Source organism: Streptomyces sp. NPDC034111 (assembly GCF_055575375.1).
Map to the genome: position 1 here is coordinate 1 of NZ_JBVIST010000013.1, position 16,717 is coordinate 16,717.

General features: G+C 71.5%; 17 protein-coding genes. 9 read left to right on the forward strand and 8 right to left on the reverse strand.

Going from position 1 to position 16,717, the window contains the following annotated elements; genetic code table 11:
- The 5 genes from ACZ55A_RS25295 to ACZ55A_RS25315 all read left to right on the forward strand — a co-directional run.
- Window positions 1–1,151, forward strand: a 1,151-nt coding sequence (locus tag ACZ55A_RS25295) for an AMP-binding protein (RefSeq protein WP_468844243.1), incomplete at its 5' end; no start/stop codon positions are given.
- Window positions 1,152–1,513: 362 nt separating this feature from the next.
- A complete protein-coding gene (gene nhaA, locus ACZ55A_RS25300) occupies window positions 1,514–2,908 on the forward strand; it encodes a Na+/H+ antiporter NhaA (protein ID WP_468844245.1) in 1,395 nt (464 codons plus the stop codon).
- Between the two features lie 44 nt (window positions 2,909–2,952).
- Window positions 2,953–3,411, forward strand: coding sequence for a phage holin family protein (locus ACZ55A_RS25305; protein ID WP_468844247.1), 459 nt, complete (start codon window positions 2,953–2,955; stop codon window positions 3,409–3,411).
- Entirely contained in the window at window positions 3,408–4,346 is a 939-nt protein-coding gene (locus ACZ55A_RS25310) for an alpha/beta fold hydrolase (RefSeq protein ID WP_468844249.1), read from the forward strand. The genes ACZ55A_RS25305 and ACZ55A_RS25310 overlap by 4 nt, the downstream gene beginning before the upstream one ends.
- Before the next feature lie 166 nt (window positions 4,347–4,512).
- Window positions 4,513–4,710 carry a hypothetical protein gene (locus tag ACZ55A_RS25315; RefSeq protein WP_468844251.1) on the forward strand — a complete coding sequence of 66 codons (198 nt, stop codon included), beginning with the start codon at window positions 4,513–4,515 and terminating at the stop codon, window positions 4,708–4,710.
- A 214-nt stretch (window positions 4,711–4,924) separates the two neighbouring features.
- Here ACZ55A_RS25315 and ACZ55A_RS25320 read toward each other — a convergent pair whose 3' ends face one another.
- Genes ACZ55A_RS25320 through nth form a run of 3 tightly spaced genes read right to left on the reverse strand, consistent with a single transcriptional unit; the run spans window position 4,925 to window position 8,111 of the window.
- Entirely contained in the window at window positions 4,925–6,124 is a 1,200-nt protein-coding gene (locus tag ACZ55A_RS25320; protein WP_468844253.1) for a MarP family serine protease, read from the reverse strand.
- A 13-nt stretch (window positions 6,125–6,137) separates the two neighbouring features.
- Window positions 6,138–6,866: an NUDIX hydrolase gene (locus ACZ55A_RS25325; RefSeq protein WP_468844255.1), complete on the reverse strand. Its 729-nt coding sequence runs from the start codon at window positions 6,864–6,866 to the stop codon at window positions 6,138–6,140.
- Between the two features lie 60 nt (window positions 6,867–6,926).
- Window positions 6,927–8,111: an endonuclease III gene (nth, locus tag ACZ55A_RS25330; protein WP_468844257.1), complete on the reverse strand. Its 1,185-nt coding sequence runs from the start codon at window positions 8,109–8,111 to the stop codon at window positions 6,927–6,929.
- Between the two features lie 292 nt (window positions 8,112–8,403).
- Between nth and ACZ55A_RS25335 the strand changes: the two genes are divergently transcribed.
- Both ACZ55A_RS25335 and ACZ55A_RS25340 read left to right on the forward strand, forming a co-directional pair.
- Window positions 8,404–9,078 carry a Crp/Fnr family transcriptional regulator gene (locus tag ACZ55A_RS25335; RefSeq protein ID WP_006604164.1) on the forward strand — a complete coding sequence of 225 codons (675 nt, stop codon included), beginning with the start codon at window positions 8,404–8,406 and terminating at the stop codon, window positions 9,076–9,078.
- 96 nt (window positions 9,079–9,174) lie between these two features.
- Window positions 9,175–9,984, forward strand: coding sequence for a nucleotidyltransferase family protein (locus tag ACZ55A_RS25340; protein WP_468844259.1), 810 nt, complete (start codon window positions 9,175–9,177; stop codon window positions 9,982–9,984).
- Between the two features lie 194 nt (window positions 9,985–10,178).
- Here ACZ55A_RS25340 and ACZ55A_RS25345 read toward each other — a convergent pair whose 3' ends face one another.
- The 4 genes from ACZ55A_RS25345 to ACZ55A_RS25360 form a co-directional block, all read right to left on the reverse strand.
- On the reverse strand, window positions 10,179–11,015 hold the full coding sequence (locus ACZ55A_RS25345) for an MBL fold metallo-hydrolase (RefSeq protein WP_468844261.1): 837 nt from the start codon (window positions 11,013–11,015) through the stop codon (window positions 10,179–10,181).
- The gene (locus ACZ55A_RS25350) at window positions 11,012–11,962 is read right to left on the reverse strand and encodes an NUDIX hydrolase (RefSeq protein WP_468844263.1); all 951 of its coding nucleotides are present in this window, start codon (window positions 11,960–11,962) and stop codon (window positions 11,012–11,014) included. Before ACZ55A_RS25350 ends, ACZ55A_RS25345 begins: the two co-directional genes overlap by 4 nt.
- A 612-nt stretch (window positions 11,963–12,574) precedes the next feature.
- Window positions 12,575–13,039, reverse strand: coding sequence for a RidA family protein (locus ACZ55A_RS25355; protein WP_468844265.1), 465 nt, complete (start codon window positions 13,037–13,039; stop codon window positions 12,575–12,577).
- Window positions 13,036–13,194, reverse strand: coding sequence for a DUF4177 domain-containing protein (locus ACZ55A_RS25360; protein ID WP_003967454.1), 159 nt, complete (start codon window positions 13,192–13,194; stop codon window positions 13,036–13,038). Before ACZ55A_RS25360 ends, ACZ55A_RS25355 begins: the two co-directional genes overlap by 4 nt.
- Window positions 13,195–13,403: 209 nt before the next feature.
- Between ACZ55A_RS25360 and bagA the strand changes: the two genes are divergently transcribed.
- Complete coding sequence (bagA, locus tag ACZ55A_RS25365; protein ID WP_468844268.1) at window positions 13,404–14,384, forward strand: ATPase BagA; 981 nt, start codon at window positions 13,404–13,406, stop codon at window positions 14,382–14,384.
- Window positions 14,381–15,781 carry an ATPase BagB gene (gene bagB / locus ACZ55A_RS25370; RefSeq protein ID WP_468844270.1) on the forward strand — a complete coding sequence of 467 codons (1,401 nt, stop codon included), beginning with the start codon at window positions 14,381–14,383 and terminating at the stop codon, window positions 15,779–15,781. Before bagA ends, bagB begins: the two co-directional genes overlap by 4 nt.
- 510 nt (window positions 15,782–16,291) lie before the next feature.
- Here the strand turns inward: bagB and ACZ55A_RS25375 are convergent.
- A complete protein-coding gene (locus ACZ55A_RS25375) occupies window positions 16,292–16,639 on the reverse strand; it encodes a WhiB family transcriptional regulator (protein WP_468844272.1) in 348 nt (115 codons plus the stop codon).
- Window positions 16,640–16,717: the final 78 nt, after the last annotated feature.

A 16,717-nucleotide genomic window follows, 5' to 3' on the forward strand; every position in this document is an offset into this window, starting at 1 on the left:
ACACCACCGGCGGCTACCTCACCCAGGTCTCGTACACCCACCACGCGGTCTTCGACCTCAAGCCCGAGACCGACGTCTACTGGTGCACCGCCGACGTCGGCTGGGTCACGGGCCACTCGTACATCACCTACGGCCCGCTCTCCAACGGCGCCACCCAGGTCCTCTACGAGGGCACGCCCGACACCCCGCACCAGGGCCGCTGGTGGGAGATCGTGCAGAAGTACGGCGTGACGATCCTCTACACCGCGCCGACCGCGATCCGCGCCTGCATGAAGTGGGGCGACGACATCCCCGCGAAGTTCGATCTGTCGTCGCTGCGCGTCCTGGGGTCGGTGGGCGAGCCGATCAACCCCGAGGCGTGGATGTGGTACCGCAAGCACATCGGGGCGGACGCCACACCGATCGTCGACACCTGGTGGCAGACCGAGACCGGCGCGATGATGCTCAGCCCGCTGCCCGGCGTCACGGAGACCAAGCCCGGCTCGGCCCAGCTGCCGCTGCCCGGCATCGCCGCGACCGTCGTGGACGACGACGCCAACGAGGTGCCGAACGGAGCGGGCGGCTACCTGGTCCTGACCGAGCCCTGGCCGGCCATGCTGCGCACCATCTGGGGCGACGACCAGCGCTATCTCGACACGTACTGGTCCCGCTTCGAGGGCAAGTACTTCGCCGGCGACGGCGCCAAGAAGGACGAGGACGGCGACATCTGGCTGCTCGGCCGGGTGGACGACGTCATGCTCGTCTCCGGCCACAACATCTCCACCACCGAGGTCGAGTCGGCCCTCGTCTCGCACCCGAAGGTGGCCGAGGCCGCGGTCGTGGGTGCCACGGATCCGCAGACCACGCAGGCGATCTGTGCCTTCGTCATCCTGCGCGGCGGTGCGGCGGCGGAGAGCTCGTCGGCTGACGCGGAGGGCGGTCTGGTCGAGGAGCTGCGTGCGCATGTCGCCAAGCAGCTCGGCCCGATCGCCAAGCCCAAGCGGATCCTGCCGGTGGCGGAGCTGCCCAAGACCCGCTCCGGCAAGATCATGCGCCGGCTGCTGCGCGATGTCGCCGAGAACCGCGCCCTCGGCGATGTCACCACCCTCACCGACTCCTCCGTCATGGACCTCATCCAGGCGAAGCTGCCGAGCGCGGCCTCCGAGGACTGACCCCTGACGGCCGAGGACTGAGGACCGGGCGGGACTGCCCGCCGAGGGGGCAGCAAGCCACGACGGCCTGCTGCCCCCTTCGTCGCACCATCCGCCCTGCCATGCCTCCGACCTGCTGCCCTTGGGCTTGGCGGTGTCATGTCCGCGACCGCCCTCCCTCTACAGGAGCACCCTGATCGCGGCCCCTCCGACGGCCGGGCGTCCGAATTGCCCGTAAAGTGAGGCCACCGGCTGCTCCGAGGCGCCCGCCCGGTAAAGTGGGGACCGCGTCAATGACGCGCTAAGAAGCTCTGGGTGCGCCGGGAAGTCTGGTCGGCAACTGCAACAGCCGTACACAGCTGCCGAAGGCCGGAGGTCACCGCGTGAGTGCGCCCACCCCACGTCGTTCCATATTCCTCGGGCGGATGCCCCTGCCGGAGCGGAACTTCATCGCGGACGCCCTACGCACCGAAACCCTCGGCGGCATCCTGCTGCTCGTCGCCGCCGTAGCGGCTCTGATCTGGGCAAACACCCTCGGCGGAAGCTACGAGTCGGTCCGCGGATTCCACCTCGGCCCGGCCGCGATCGGCCTGGACCTGTCGATCCAGCACTGGGCCGCCGACGGCCTGCTCGCCGTCTTCTTCTTCGTCGCCGGGATCGAGCTCAAGCGCGAACTGGTCGCGGGCGAGCTGCGCAACCCCAAGGCCGCCGCGCTCCCCGTGATCGCAGCGATCTGCGGAATGGCGATGCCGGCGGCCGTCTACCTGGCCGTCAACAGCGTCGGTGGCGGCTCCCTCCAGGGCTGGGCGGTCCCCACCGCCACCGATATCGCCTTCGCGCTGGCCGTACTCGCCGTCATCGGCACCTCCCTGCCCGCCGCGCTGCGCGCCTTCCTGCTCACCCTCGCGGTCGTCGACGACCTCTTCGCGATCCTGATCATCGCGGTCTTCTTCACCTCGAAGATCAACTTCCTGGCGCTGGGCCTCGCCGTCCTCGGCCTCGCGGTCTTCCATCTGCTACTGCGCAAGGGCGTCCGCGGCTGGTACGTCTATGTGCCGCTCGCCCTGGTCATCTGGGGCCTGATGTACAACAGCGGCGTACACGCCACCATCGCGGGCGTCGCCATGGGCCTGATGCTGCGCTGCACCCGCCGCGACGACGAGCAGCACTCCCCCGGCGAGCGCATCGAGCACCTGGTCCGCCCGCTCTCCGCCGGCTTCGCGGTACCGCTGTTCGCCCTCTTCTCCGCGGGTGTGTCCCTCTCGGGCGGCGCCATCCATGCGGTCTTCACCCGGCCGGAGACGCTCGGTGTCGTGCTCGGCCTGATAGTGGGCAAGGCAGTGGGCATCTTCGGCGGTACGTGGTTCACCGCCCGCTTCACCAAGGCCGAACTCAACCCCGACCTCAAATGGCCGGACGTCTTCGCGGTCGCTTCCCTGGCGGGCATCGGCTTCACCGTCTCTCTGCTGATCGGCGAACTCGCGTTCTCCGGCGACGTTCCGCTGACCGAAGAGATCAAGGCGTCGGTGCTGATCGGCTCGCTGCTCGCGGCCGTCTTCGCCGGCACCCTCCTCAAGGTCCGTAACACCAAGTACCGGAAGCTGTGCGAGGAAGAGGAGCGGGACGAGGACCAGGACGGCATCCCCGACATCTACGAACTCGACAAACCGGAGTACCACCTTCGGATGGCGGCGATCCACGAAGCAAAGGCCGCCGAACACCGGCGGCTTGCCGAAGTGGCCTCCGCCTCGCACGCCGAGGACGATGGTCCGGCATGATCTGAGAGGCTTTGCATCCGGTGATCGAGATGAGGGAGACGGCGATGAGCGCAGCCGACGCGGGCACGGACCGCAGCCTCGGACAGCTGGTGGCCGCGGCCACCGCGGAGATGTCCGCGCTGGTGCACGACGAGATCGCGCTGGCCAAGGCGGAGTTCCGGCAGGACGCCAAGCGGGCGGGCATCGGCAGCGCCGCGTTCATGGTGGCGGGCGCACTGGCGCTGTTCGCGCTGCCGGTGCTCAGCTTTGCGGCGGCGTACGGCATCCACAACCTCGGTCTCGGGCTCGCCTGGTCCTTCCTGATCGTGGGCGGTGCCTTCCTTGTCCTCGCCGGGCTGCTGGCCCTGATGGCGATGGCCAAGATGAAGAAGATCAAGAAGCCGGAGCGGTCCATCAACTCCGCCAAGCTGACCGCGGCCGTGCTGCAGAACGCCAAACCGCACCCCCGTGTGGAGGCCAAGGAGCACCCGGCGCTGGAGTCTGTGACACGCTCGTCGGTATGACAGCCCCTGACAGCACCGCCTCGGTCGTACGGCTCGGCATCCCCGGCGGGTACGAGGTGTCCCACCGCGATGTCGCGGCCAACGGCGCGCGCTTCCACATCGCCGAGATGGGCGACGGCCCGCTGGTGCTGCTGCTGCACGGCTTCCCGCAGTTCTGGTGGACCTGGCGGCACCAGCTGCCGGCGCTCGCCGAGGCGGGCTTCCGCGCGGTGGCGATGGACCTGCGGGGAGTCGGCGGCAGCGACCGCACTCCACGCGGCTACGACCCGGCGAACCTCGCGCTGGACATCACCGGCGTGATCCGGTCGCTGGGCGAGCCGGACGCGGCGCTCGTCGGGCACGACCTGGGCGGCTATCTCGCCTGGACGGCGGCGGTGATGCGGCCCAAGCTGGTGCGCCGGCTGGCGGTGGCCTCGATGCCGCATCCGCGGCGCTGGCGCTCGGCGATGCTCGCCGACGTACGGCAGAGCGCCCAGAGCTCGCACATCTGGAACTTCCAGCGGCCCTGGCTGCCGGAGCGGCGGCTGACGGCCGACGGCGCGGCGCTGGTGGGCCGGATGATCCGGGACTGGTCCGGGCCCCGGCTGCCGGAGGACGAGGCGATCGCGGTCTATCAGCGGGCGATGAGCATCCCGTCGACGGCGCACTGCTCGATCGAGCCGTACCGCTGGATGGTGCGCTCGATGGCCCGCCCCGACGGGATCCAGTTCAACCGCCGGATGAAGCTGCCCGTACGGGTCCCGACCCTGCATCTGCACGGCTCGCTGGACCCCGTGATGCGCACCCGCAGCGCGGCCGGCTCCGGTGAGTACGTCGAAGCGCCGTACCGCTGGCGGCTCTTCGACGGTCTGGGGCACTTCCCGCACGAGGAGGACCCGGCGGCCTTCTCGACCGAGCTGATCAACTGGCTGAAGGACCCGGAACCCGACCGCTGAACGGCCCCTGAACGCCACGGGGCGCACGCCCGCTGCGCCTCTCGGCGGAGCCCGATCACACCGAGGTCGAACGTTCGTATGACGAACGGCCACTTGCCCGGCGCATAGGCCAATTGGCGGTCCCCGCGGCGGTTACGGACCTTGGGCCACGGGCAGAGTCGAGGGTATGGGCTGGACGCACGACTACCGTGACGTGGCACGCAACCGCCGCAGCAGTGCCGCTGTAGTGGGCACTCAGGACAGGGGCACCCCGGATCTCAGGTCCGGCACGTCCCCCGATCCGGCGCACCCGATGGGCATTCCGCGCATCCTGCGCCGCAGAGCGCGCTGGATGAGCGCGCGCCTGCGCCATCCCCGCACCTGACCAAACGGGCGGGCGTGCGCCTGCCGGGCGCCGCCGGGCCGGACTGTGGACGAGCCCAGGTGCCTCCGGGCGCCGTTGGTCCGGGTGGTCCGGGTGGTCCGGGTGGTCCGGATGGTCCGGGTTATGGACGCGTCCAGGCGCCTCGGAGCGACGCTGAGCCGCTCGCGGGCCTGGGGACACGGCCAGGCTGCGCCTCAGAGCGCCGCAGGCCGCCTCAGATCGCGCAGCCCTGGCTGTTGACCCGCTGCTCGGCCGTACGCCCCTTGAGGACGTCCTGACGGACCTCGTCGGCGGTGAGCGCATAGCCGGTGTGCGAGTCGTCCAGCGACTTCGCGAAGACGACGCCGTAGACCTCGCCCTGGGGCGTGAGCAGCGGGCCGCCGGAGTTGCCCTGACGGACCGTGGCGTAGAGCGAGTAGACATCGCGGCCGACCGTGCCGCGGTGGTAGATGTCCGGGCCGTTGGCCTGGATACGGCCGCGGATCCGGGCCGCGCGGACGTCATAGCCGCCGTTCTCGGGGAAGCCGGCGACGATGGCGTTCTTGCCGCTGCTCGCGTCCCCGCCGGCGAAGCGCAGCGCCGGAGCGTTGAGCGACGGCACGTCCAGCACCGCGATGTCGCGCCGCCAGTCGTAGAGCACGACCTTGGCGTCGTACGTCCGGCCCTCGCCGCCGATCTGGACCGTCGGCTCGTTCACCCCGCCGACGACATGGGCGTTGGTCATCACGCGGTGCCGTCCGAAGACGAAACCGCTGCCCTCGAGGACCTTGCCGCAGCTGGGCGCCGTGCCGACGACCTTGACGATGCTGCGCTTGGCCTGCGCCGCCACCGGGCTGGTGGCCAGCTGGGGGTCGGGCGCCGGCACGTTGTTGATCGGTTCGTTGGAGAACGGCGTGAAGACCTGGGGGAAGCCGTTCTGCGCGAGCACCGAGGAGAAGTCCGCGAACCAGGTGCTGGCCTGCGGAGGCATCACCCGGGAGACCCCGAGCAGCACCTTGGAGTTACGGACCTCCTTGCCGAGCGTCGGCAGGGACGTACCGGCCAGCGCGGAGCCGATCAGCCAGGCGACCAGCAGCATCGCCACGACGTTGACCAGCGCGCCGCCGGTCGCATCCAGGGCTCTCGCCGGTGACCAGGTGATGTGGCGGCGGAGTTTGTTGCCCAGATGGGTGGTGAACGCCTGGCCCACGGATGCGCACACGATCACGATGGCGACGGCCGCGATGGCCGCGAAGGTGCCAGGGGTGGCATCGCCGGTGATCTCGTTCCAGATCACCGGCAGCACATACACCGCGATCAGGCCACCGCCGAGGAAGCCGACCACGGACAGGATGCCGACGACAAAGCCTTGCCGATAGCCGATGATCGCGAACCACACGGCCGCGACCAGCAGCAGGATGTCCAGGACGTTCACGCCGGACACCGTCTCACGAGCGCCAGTCGAGCGGGACCTGGTTGTCACGGTCCCACGGAATCTCCCACCCGGCGTAGTGCAGAATCCGGTCGATGACCCCGGCCGTAAAGCCCCAGACCAGGGCGTTCTCGACAAGGAACGCCGGCCCGATGTGACCACTCGGATGGCGCGTTGTCACACGATGGGCGGGATCCGTGAGATCCGCCACGGGAACCGTGAACACCCGGGCGGTCTCCGCCTGGTCGACCGCGCCCACCGGGCTCGGCCTGCGCCACCAGCCCAGGACGGGGGTCACCACGAAGCCGCTGACGGGGATGTAGAGCCGCGGCAGCACGCCGAAGACCTGCACACCGGACGGGTCCAGACCGGTCTCCTCCTGGGCCTCGCGCAGCGCGGCCCGCACCGGACCGGGCCCCTCGGGATCGCCGTCCTCGGGGTCGAGGGCGCCGCCGGGGAAGGAGGGTTGGCCGGCATGGGAGCGCAGGGTGCCGGCGCGCTCCATCAGGAGCAGCTCGGGGCCGCGGGGGCCGTGACCGAAGAGGATCAGCACCGCGGACTGCCGGCCGCCGCTCTCGGGCGGCAGGAAGCGGCTGAGCTGGCGCGGCTCTATCGTGCCGGCCGCGCGGACCACCGGGTCCAGCCATTCGGGCAGCCCCTCGGCCGTGACCGTGGCCTCCTGGCCGGCCGCCGGCGCGCCGAGGCCCGCCTCCTCGCCGTACCGCTGCTCCCGTGCACTCCTCATACGCGCCCCCTCAGGCCTGGCTTCGATGGTGGGCCCCCCGAGGGGGCGTCGCGGCTGCCGTCATGGCGTGGCCACCGGGGGCGCCATCGGGGGCGCGGGCTGTCCCGGATAGTCGGCCGGTGGCTTCAGCCGCTGCCCGGGCTGGCCGCCCAGCTCGTACTTGAGCAGCTTCTTGGCCTTCTCCGGGTCCGTCTCGCCCTCGCCGTACGCGGGGCACAGCGGGGCGATCGCACAGGCCCCGCAGGCGGGCTTACGGGAGTGACAGACGCGGCGGCCGTGGAAGACGACCCGGTGCGACAGCATCGTCCACTCGCTCTTGGGGAAGATCGCGGCGACATCCGCCTCGACCTTGTCCGCGTCCTGATGGGTGGTCCAGCCGAAGCGGCGCGCCAGACGGCCGAAGTGGGTGTCGACGGTGATGCCCGGGACACCGAAGGCGTTCCCCAGCACCACATTGGCGGTCTTGCGGCCCACCCCGGGGAGCGTGACCAGATCCTCCAGGCGGCCCGGCACCTCACCGCCGAAGCGGTCGCGCAGCGCCGCGGACAGGCCCAGCAGCGCCTTCGTCTTGGCACGGAAGAAGCCGGTCGGCCGGATCAGCTCCTCCAGGCGTTCCGGATCCATCGCCGCCATGTCCTCGGGCGTCGGGCAGACGGCGAAGAGGCGCGGGGTGGTCTGGTTGACCCTCAGGTCCGTGGTCTGGGCGGACAGCACCGTGGCGACCAGCAGCTCGAAGGGGTTGGTGAAGTCCAGCTCGGGGTGGGCGTACGGATACAGCTCGGCCAGCTCGCGGTTGATCCGCCGGGCCCGCCGCACCATGGCTTCCCGCGACTCGGGCTTGCGCGCGGGGGTCTTCTTCGCGGCTGCCGTCTTCACGGGGGTCTTCTTCGCGGTGGCGGCCTTGGCCGGGGTCGTCTTGGCCGCGGCCTTGGCCGTCGTCTTCTTGGCGGTCGTCTTCTTGGCCGTGGCCTTCTTGGCGACGGCCTTCTTCGCTGCCGCCTTCTTCGCTGCCGCCTTCTTCGCCACGGCCTTCTTGGCCGCCGTCGGCTGCTTGGAGGTCTCGTTCACGGCGGCCTTCTTCCCTGCCGAGCTCTTGCCTACCGGGTTCTTCGTCGTATCCGTCGCGGTCGTGTCCCTCACGGTCGTACCCCGCCGGCCGGGTACCGCGCCGCGGGTCGCGACGCGCCGGACATCCGGACGGTCAGCTTCCGCTCGACCTTCACCCCGGAGTGCGCTTTGCTGCATTTATTCGGTTTGTCCACTCCGCCGGACGCCTGTTCGCCCACAGCGGAATCACGGCCTGCACTCACCCGTCCGGCCCCCCAGTCCTCTGCTCTCACCGGCGTATTGGACACTCGGCCAGACTAAGGCCACCCACTGACATCCAGCTTGATCACCGTGATTCGTGACCCCAATCGGCCCCCTGCCTTATGGCGAAGGGCACCGGTCCGGCAAACTTGTGATTGATCGCACTGTTTTGCATTCCGGCATGATGGGGACCACAGTCCCCCGGAGCATGTCGACAAGGAGAGATCTCGTGGACGACGTTCTGCGGCGCGCACCGCTCTTCGCGGCGCTCGATGACGAGCAGGCGGCCGAGCTGCGCGCCTCTATGGGAGAGGTCACGCTCGCCCGCGGCGACGCCCTGTTCCACGAAGGGGACCCCGGCGACCGCCTCTATGTGGTCACCGAGGGCAAGGTGAAGCTGCACCGCACCTCCCCCGACGGCCGGGAGAACATGCTCGCCGTGCTCGGCCCCGGAGAGCTGATCGGTGAGCTCTCCCTGTTCGACCCGGGCCCCCGTACGGCCACCGCCTCCGCCCTCACCGAGGTCAAGCTGCTCGGTCTGGGCCACGGCGACCTTCAGCCGTGGCTGAATGCCCGCCCCGAGGTCGCCACCGCGCTGCTGCGGGCGGTCGCCCGCCGGCTGCGCAAGACCAACGACCAGATGTCCGACCTGGTCTTCTCGGATGTGCCGGGCCGTGTGGCGCGTGCCCTGCTGGACCTGTCGCGCCGCTTCGGCGTGCAGTCCGAGGAAGGCATCCACGTCGTCCACGACCTCACGCAGGAAGAGCTGGCCCAGCTGGTCGGCGCCTCCCGCGAGACGGTCAACAAGGCGCTCGCGGACTTCGCGGGCCGCGGCTGGCTGCGCCTGGAGGCGCGCGCCGTGATCCTGCTGGACGTCGAGCGGCTGGCCAAGCGCTCGCGCTGACGCCCACCCCAGACAGCCTTGCGAAGGGCCCTGCTCCGGCGGGGCCCTTCGCAATTGGCTCGCGCCACCGGCCGCCGGCTCGCCATAGTGGCGCCCATGACGCACGGCACGGGGCTGGACCGCGACGGCTACTTCGTACGGGAAGGGTCCCTCGGCCGCGTCGCCGCCCCCTTCGCGCCGGTCGTGGCGGAGCTCGGCGCCCGGCTCGCCGGCCACTTCGGCCCCGGCCGTCTGCACAGCAGCTACCTCTTCGGCAGCATCCCGCGCGGCACCGCGGTCCCCGGCGTCTCCGACCTCGACGCGCTGCTCGCCCTACGGGACGAGCCGACCGACGCCGACCACGCCGCCGCCCGCGCCATCGGGGAGGGGCTGGATGCCGGCTTCCCGCAGATCGACGGGGCGGGGCTGCTCGTGTTCGGCGTGGACCGGCTGATGAGCGAGCTGGAGCGCCACGACCTGGCGTGGTTCGTGGCCTGTCTGTGCACCCCTCTCAGCGGCCCGGACCTCGCCGCGCGGCTGCCCCGCTACCGGCCCACCTCGCTGCTGGCCCGCGAGACCAACGGCGATCTCTTCCGCAGCTTGCCCGGTCTGCGTGAGCGGGCCGCGGCGGCCACTACGGAGGCCGAACGCACCCGGCTGACCCGGGGCGTGGCGCGTCGGCTCGTACGCACCGGGTTCACGCTGGTGATGCCGCGCTGGGGCGGCTGGACCAGCGATCTCGACCGGTCCGCGGAGGTGTTCGGCCGCTACTACCCGGCGCACGCCGAGCAGATGCGCGCCGCGGCGCGCGCCGCCCGGACGCCCGCCGCGTACCCGGAGCTGCTGGACGAGCTGCTGGCCGGCCTCGCCCCCTGGCTGGCCGAGGAGTACCTCGCCGTCCACGGGGCGAAGGTCCTCCGCCCGTAGACCCGCTGACGGAGCCTCGCGGCGCCGGGCGCCGAGCGCCCGGTAAACGATCAGCACCTGGGGGCGTGCCTCACTCAGCCGGAGGGGAGGACCTCCGGCGACCGACCGGGAGCGCCCCGGCCGTTCCGGTGGCGGACCTGGACCGGCCGGGCCAGTGCCCGCCCCACTCGGGGCGGTCCTCGATCAGTCGTCGGTCAGTCGTCGATCAGTCCGTGCTCGCCCAGGTAATCCAGCTGCGCCCGTACCGACAGCTCGGCGGCCGGCCACAAGGACCGGTCGACGTCGGCGTAGACGTTCGCGACGACCTCGGCGGGCGAGCGGTGGCCGGCCTCGACCGCGGTCTCCACCTGGGCGAGCCGGTTGGCGCGGTGCGCCAGATAGAACTCCACCGCCCCCTGGGCGTCGTTCAGCACCGGCCCGTGGCCCGGCAGGACCGTAGACACCCCGTCGTCCACCGTGAGGGAGCGCAGCCGGCGCAGCGAGTCCAGGTAGTCGCCCAGCCGGCCGTCGGGGTGCGCGACCACGGTCGTACCGCGTCCCAGGATCGTGTCGCCGGTCAGCACCGCGCGGTCGGCCGGGAGGTGGAAGGAGAGCGAATCGGCGGTGTGCCCCGGTGTGGGTACCACGCGCAGTTCGAGCCCCCCGGTGGTGATGACGTCGCCCGCCTCCAGACCCTCGTCACCGAGGCGCAGCGCCGGGTCGAGCGCCCGTACGGCCGAACGGGTCAGCTCGGCGAAGCGGGCGGCCCCGTCGGCGTGGTCCGGGTGACCGTGGGTCAGCAGGGTCAGCGCGATGCGCTTGCCGGCCCGCTCGGCGGTGTCGATGACGGCCTGGAGGTGCCTCTCGTCGAGCGGCCCCGGGTCGATGACGACGGCGAGATCGGAGTCCGGCTCGGCGACGATCCAGGTGTTGGTGCCGTCCAGCGTCATCGCCGACGGGTTCGGGGCCAGCACACAGTGGGCCCGCGCGGTGGCCGGTCCGGAGATCGCTCCGCCGCGGGGCTGGCCGGGGAGGGCGGCTGCATCGGTCATGTGGGGGTCCCTCCCGAGGCGCCGGGGGCGTCTGAGGGGCCGTCGGATGTGCGGCTCTCCCCAGGGGCCCCGTCGCCGGCGTCCGTCTGCGCGATGTGCTTGGTGAATTCTTCGTGCCCCGGCCAGCTCAGCTCGATCTCGCCGCCCACCAGACGGGCGCGGGCCAGCACCGGCGTCAGGTCCTGGGCCGGTGCGGCGGCCAGCGCGTCCGCGGCGGTGGCGTACGGCTGGAGCCCGCGCAGCGTCGCGATCGTCGGCGGCATCATCAGCAGCTCGCCGCGGTCGTAGCCGGCGGCCGCCTCCTCGGGCCGGATCCACACCGTACGGTCGGCCTCTGTGGACGCATTGCGGGTGCGCTGGCCCTCGGGCAGTGCGGCGACGAAGAACCAGGTGTCGTAGCGCCGTGGCTCGAACTCCGGGGTGATCCAGCGGGCCCAGGTGCCCAACAGGTCGGAGCGCAGGACCAGACCGCGGCGGCCCAGGAAGTCGGCGAAGGACAGCTCATGGGCCACCAGGGCGGCGCGGTCCGCCTCCCAGTCCTCGCCCGTGGTGTCCGCGACGACGGTGTCGGCCGAGGCGCCCGCGAGCAGCACCCCCGCCTCCTCGAACGTCTCGCGTACCGCCGCGCAGACGATGGCCTGTGCGGTGGCCGGGTCGACTCCCATACGGACCGCCCACTGGGTGCGCGAGGGGCCCGCCCAGGCCACCGGCCGTTCGTCCCGGGGATCGACGGAGCCGCCCGGATAGGCGTACGCACCTCCGGCGAAGGCCATGGAGGCGCGTCTGCGCAGCATGTGGACGGCGGGGCCGCCGGCCGGCGTGTCCCGCAGCAGCAGGACGGTCGCGGCCCGCCGGGGCTCGGCAGGGGTCAGCTCGCCGTTCGCGAGCGCCCGGATGAGGCCCGGCCACTCCGGCGGATACCACTGGCCATTGGTCGTGGACGACATGGCCGGATGCTATGCGTTCGCGCGTGGATGTTCGAGGGCCACTTTCGCGCCGGTTTCCCGTCGGTTTCCCGCCGGGTGACGTACGAGGACGCCCGGCCGGCTCGCCACGCGCGGCACGGGCCTGCGCGGGATGCCGTGCGGCGACGGCCCCGGGTGTCCTTACGCCACGTGTGGGGGCTCGTCCGCTGCCCGCTTCCGGCCGGGCTGCCCACCTGCCCACTTCCGGCCAGGCTGCCCACCTGCCCGTTTCGGGCCAGGCTGCTCCCCCCCACCCCCGAACCCACCCCCCGCCCCCTCCCCCGAAGGGGGAGAGGGGGAGGGGGCGGGGGAAGCGCTCGGGCTCCGGCGGCGTGGACTCGTCGAGGCTCCGGCCGCGCGGGCTCGACGAGGTTCCGGCCGCGTGGGTCGAAGCTCCGGCCCCGCGGCCCGTCGCGACTCCCGCCGCGTGGGCTCAACAAGACTCCCGCCCCGCGGGCTCGACGAGACCCCGGCGGCGCGGCCTCGACGAAGCTCCCGCCGCACAGGCTCGACGGACCCACCGTCAGGCCTTACACGGGCTCTACGGGCACGCCGTCAGGCCTTGTACAGGCTCGACAGGCGCGCCCCCAGGCCCTATTCGGCGACCTCGACCTGGATCTCGACCTCGACCGGCGCGTCGAGCGGCAGCACCGCCACACCGACCGCGGACCGGGCGTGCACGCCCTTGTCGCCCAGGATCTCGCCCAGCAGCTCGCTGGCGCCGTTGAGGACGCCCGGCTGGCCGGTGAAGTCCGGGGCGGAGGCCACGAAGCCGACGACCTTCACGACCCGCTGGATCTTGTCGAGGTCGCCGATGACGGACTTCACGGCGGCCAGTGCGTTGAGCGCACAGGTCGCGGCGAGCTCCTTGGCCTGCTCCGGGCTCACCTCGGCGCCGACCTTGCCGGTCGCCGGCAGCGCGCCGTCCACCATCGGCAGCTGGCCGGAGGTGTACACGTACGAGCCGGAGCGCACCGCGGGCTGGTACGTCGCCAGCGGCGGCACCACCTGCGGCAGCTTCAGGCCGAGCGCTGCGATCTTGTCCTCTGCCGCGCTCACGCCTTCTCCCGCTTCAGGTAGGCCACCAACTGCTCGGGGTTGTTCGGGCCCGGCACGACCTGGACCAGCTCCCAGCCGTCCTCGCCCCAGGTGTCCAGAATCTGCTTCGTCGCGTGCACGAGCAGCGGCACGGTCGCGTATTCCCACTTGGTCATGGGGCGAGCGTAATGCCTGTCCACGGCGGCGGTGGACCCCGTCCGGCGTGACCCGCCCGGACCCACCCGCAGCGGTGCAACGGCAGGCGGCCGCGGGACCCCTACGGCACATCCCTGACCCGTCCCGGACGGAACGGCGGGCGGATCTCAGGGTCCTGTCAGGCGTATCCCGTGCGTAGCCGCGACGCGGACTGGTTAGGCTCCTTGGCGTGAGCAGGCTCCATGTCGTCAGCGGCAAGGGCGGCACCGGCAAGACCACGGTCGCCGCTGCCCTCGCCCTTGCCCTGGCCACCGAGGGGCGCCGCACCCTCCTGGTCGAGGTCGAGGGCCGGCAGGGCATTGCCCAGTTGTTCGAGACCGAAGCGCTTCCGTACGAGGAGCGCAAGATTGCGGTGGGCCCCGGTGGCGGTGAGGTCCATGCGCTGGCCATCGATGCCGAACGCGCCTTGCTGGACTACCTCCAGATGTTCTACAAGCTCGGCAGCGCGGGCCGGGCGCTGAAGAAGCTCGGCGCGATCGACTTCGCCACGACCATCGCGCCGGGCCTGCGGGACGTCCTGCTGACCGGCAAGGCGTGCGAGGCGGTCCGCCGTAAGGACAAATCCGGCAGATTCGTTTACGACGCGGTCGTGATGGACGCCCCGCCGACGGGCCGCATCACCCGCTTTCTGAACGTCAACGACGAGGTCGCCGGCCTCGCGAAGATCGGGCCGATCCACAATCAGGCACAGGCCGTGATGCGGGTCATCAAGTCGCCCGAGACCGCGGTGCATCTGGTGACGCTCCTGGAGGAGATGCCGGTCCAGGAGACCGCGGACGGCGTCGAGGAGCTGCGGGCCGCCGGCATCCCCGTCGGCGGCATCGTCATCAACATGACCCGCCCGGCGCTGCTGGACAACGGCGATCTCGACGTGATCGCCGCCCGCGGGGCCCGCACGGGCGTCGCCAAGGCGCTCTCCCAGGCCGGTCTGGGCGGCGCCCGCCGCGGCGGACTGGCGGACCGGCTGATCGACCCCCTGCTGGAGCAGGCGCGCGAACACGCCGAGCGGGTCGAGCTGGAGCGCGCCGAGCACGCGGAGCTGACCGCAATCGGCCTGCCCACCTACCAGTTGGAGCTGCTCCCCGAAGGAGTGGATCTCGCCGGGCTCTACCAACTGGCGAGAGACCTGCGGAAACAGGGGCCCATATGACCTCGGACGACACGACGCTGGACGCCTCGGCCCCGTGGCTCGAGGTCGATGCGCTGATCGACGACCCGGGCACCCGCATCGTGGTGTGCTGCGGCTCGGGTGGCGTCGGCAAGACCACCACCGCCGCCGCGCTGGGCGTACGGGCCGCCGAGCGCGGCCGCAAGGTCGTGGTGCTGACCATCGACCCGGCCAGACGGCTGGCGCAGTCGATGGGCATCTCCGAGCTCGACAACGTCCCGCGCAGGGTCAAGGGCGTCGACGAGACCGCGGGCGGCGAACTGCACGCGATGATGCTGGACATGAAGCGCACCTTCGACGAGATCGTCGAGGGTCATGCGGACGCGGCCCGGGCCCGCGCCATCCTGGAGAACCCCTTCTACCAGTCCCTGTCGGCCGGTTTCGCTGGCACGCAGGAGTACATGGCCATGGAGAAGCTGGGCCAGCTGCGCGCGAGCGACGAGTGGGATCTGATCGTCGTCGACACACCGCCCAGCCGCTCCGCGCTGGACTTCCTGGATGCGCCCAAGCGCCTCGGCTCCTTCCTGGACGGCAAGTTCATCCGGGTGCTGATGGCGCCGGCGAAGGTCGGCGGCCGGGCCGGCATGAAGTTCCTCAATGTCGGTATGTCGATGATGACCGGCACCCTGAGCAAGCTCATGGGCGGCCAACTGCTGCGCGATGTGCAGACGTTCGTGGCAGCCATGGACACCATGTTCGGCGGCTTCCGTACCCGCGCGGACGCCACCTACCGCCTGTTGCAGGCACCCGGTACGGCGTTCCTCGTGGTGGCCGCGCCGGAGCGGGACGCGCTGCGCGAGGCGGCGTACTTCGTGGAGCGGCTGGCCGCCGAGCAGATGCCACTGGCCGGGCTGGTGCTGAACCGGGTGCACGGCAGCGGCGCGGCCCAACTGAGCGCCGAGCGCGCGCTGGCCGCCGCCGAGGCGCTGACGGACGGGCTGGCCGAGGACGCCGACGCCGAGGCGGACCACGCCGAAAATAATCTTGAAACAACCGGCATTGTGGATCTCGACGGCGGGAAGAATGGATCAGGTACCGCCGGCGGCCTCTCCCCCGCTGCCGCGGCGGAGCAGACGGCACCCACTACGGCCTCTGCGGCGCAACTGGCCGCTGGGCTGCTACGACTGCACGCGGAGCGCATGCAGGTCCTCGCGCGCGAACGGCGCACGCGGGACCGCTTCACCGCGCTGCACCCCGAGGTTCCGGTGACAGAGGTCGGCGCGCTGCCCGGCGATGTCCATGACCTCGCAGGGCTGCGCGCGATCGGCGACCGTCTGGCGCTGAACGGAACGGACTCCGAGGACACCGGCAACAAGGGCAACGCCGGCGATACGGATCCCGCGAACACCGCGGCGAGCAGCGGCAACACCGGCGGCTGACCCGCAACATCGCCGACTGACCCGCGGCATCGGCCGGCCGGCCGATGGGACGGGCCCCGCCGCGGCACGCACCCTGTCCTGCTCCCTACTGCCACGGACGCGCGGCGCCGTACGGGCGGTATGACCGGCCCTTTCCGCCCGCCGGACGCACCGGACCTCCGCCCGCCGTACGCGCCGGGCCCCGGCCGCTGTACGCCCCGACCCGGGGGATATCGGCCTCCAGGTGCCCGTCGGCGGCAACTCCGCAGCAGGACGGCGCAACGCGCAGCGCACAAAGGCCACTTCGCCCCTTCACCGGAGGCACGCCAAGTGCACCTGAGGGCCTGACAGTCGGACCCACCGCACGCGACAGCCACGACGGTCGTGTGACGACCCCGAGGGCACGCTGCCCTTGATGGCGGCGCACCACCCGTGACGTCGGCGCGGCAAGCAAGCGACCGGCCGGCCCTCGTTGCCCTCGGAGCCGTCGTTTCCCAGGTCGTCCGGCCCTCCGGCCGTCGGCCCGGCCCGCTACCCGACCGCGGCGTACTCGTCGAAGGTCTCGTCCTCGCAGTCCATGTCCATCGGCAGGATGCCGGTGCTGCGCTCGTACTCCGTACGTGCGGTCTCCAACAGGCGGCGCCATGACGTCACCGTCGGGCGGCGGCGCAGCAGCGCCCTCCGCTCGCGCTCGGTCATTCCGCCCCACACGCCGAACTCCACCCGGTTGTCCAGGGCATCGGCCAGGCATTCCGTGCGCACCGGGCATCCGGTACACACCGCCTTGGCGCGGTTCTGCGCCGCCCCTTGAACGAACAGTTCATCCGGATCGGTAGTGCGGCAGGCTGCCTGTGCACTCCAGTCGGTTACCCAGCTCATGCTGGCGCCGTCCTCTCCCGAATCGAGGCTCCCCCACGGCGGCAATCGGCATATTCACCGTTGCCAGTTGAGGACGTT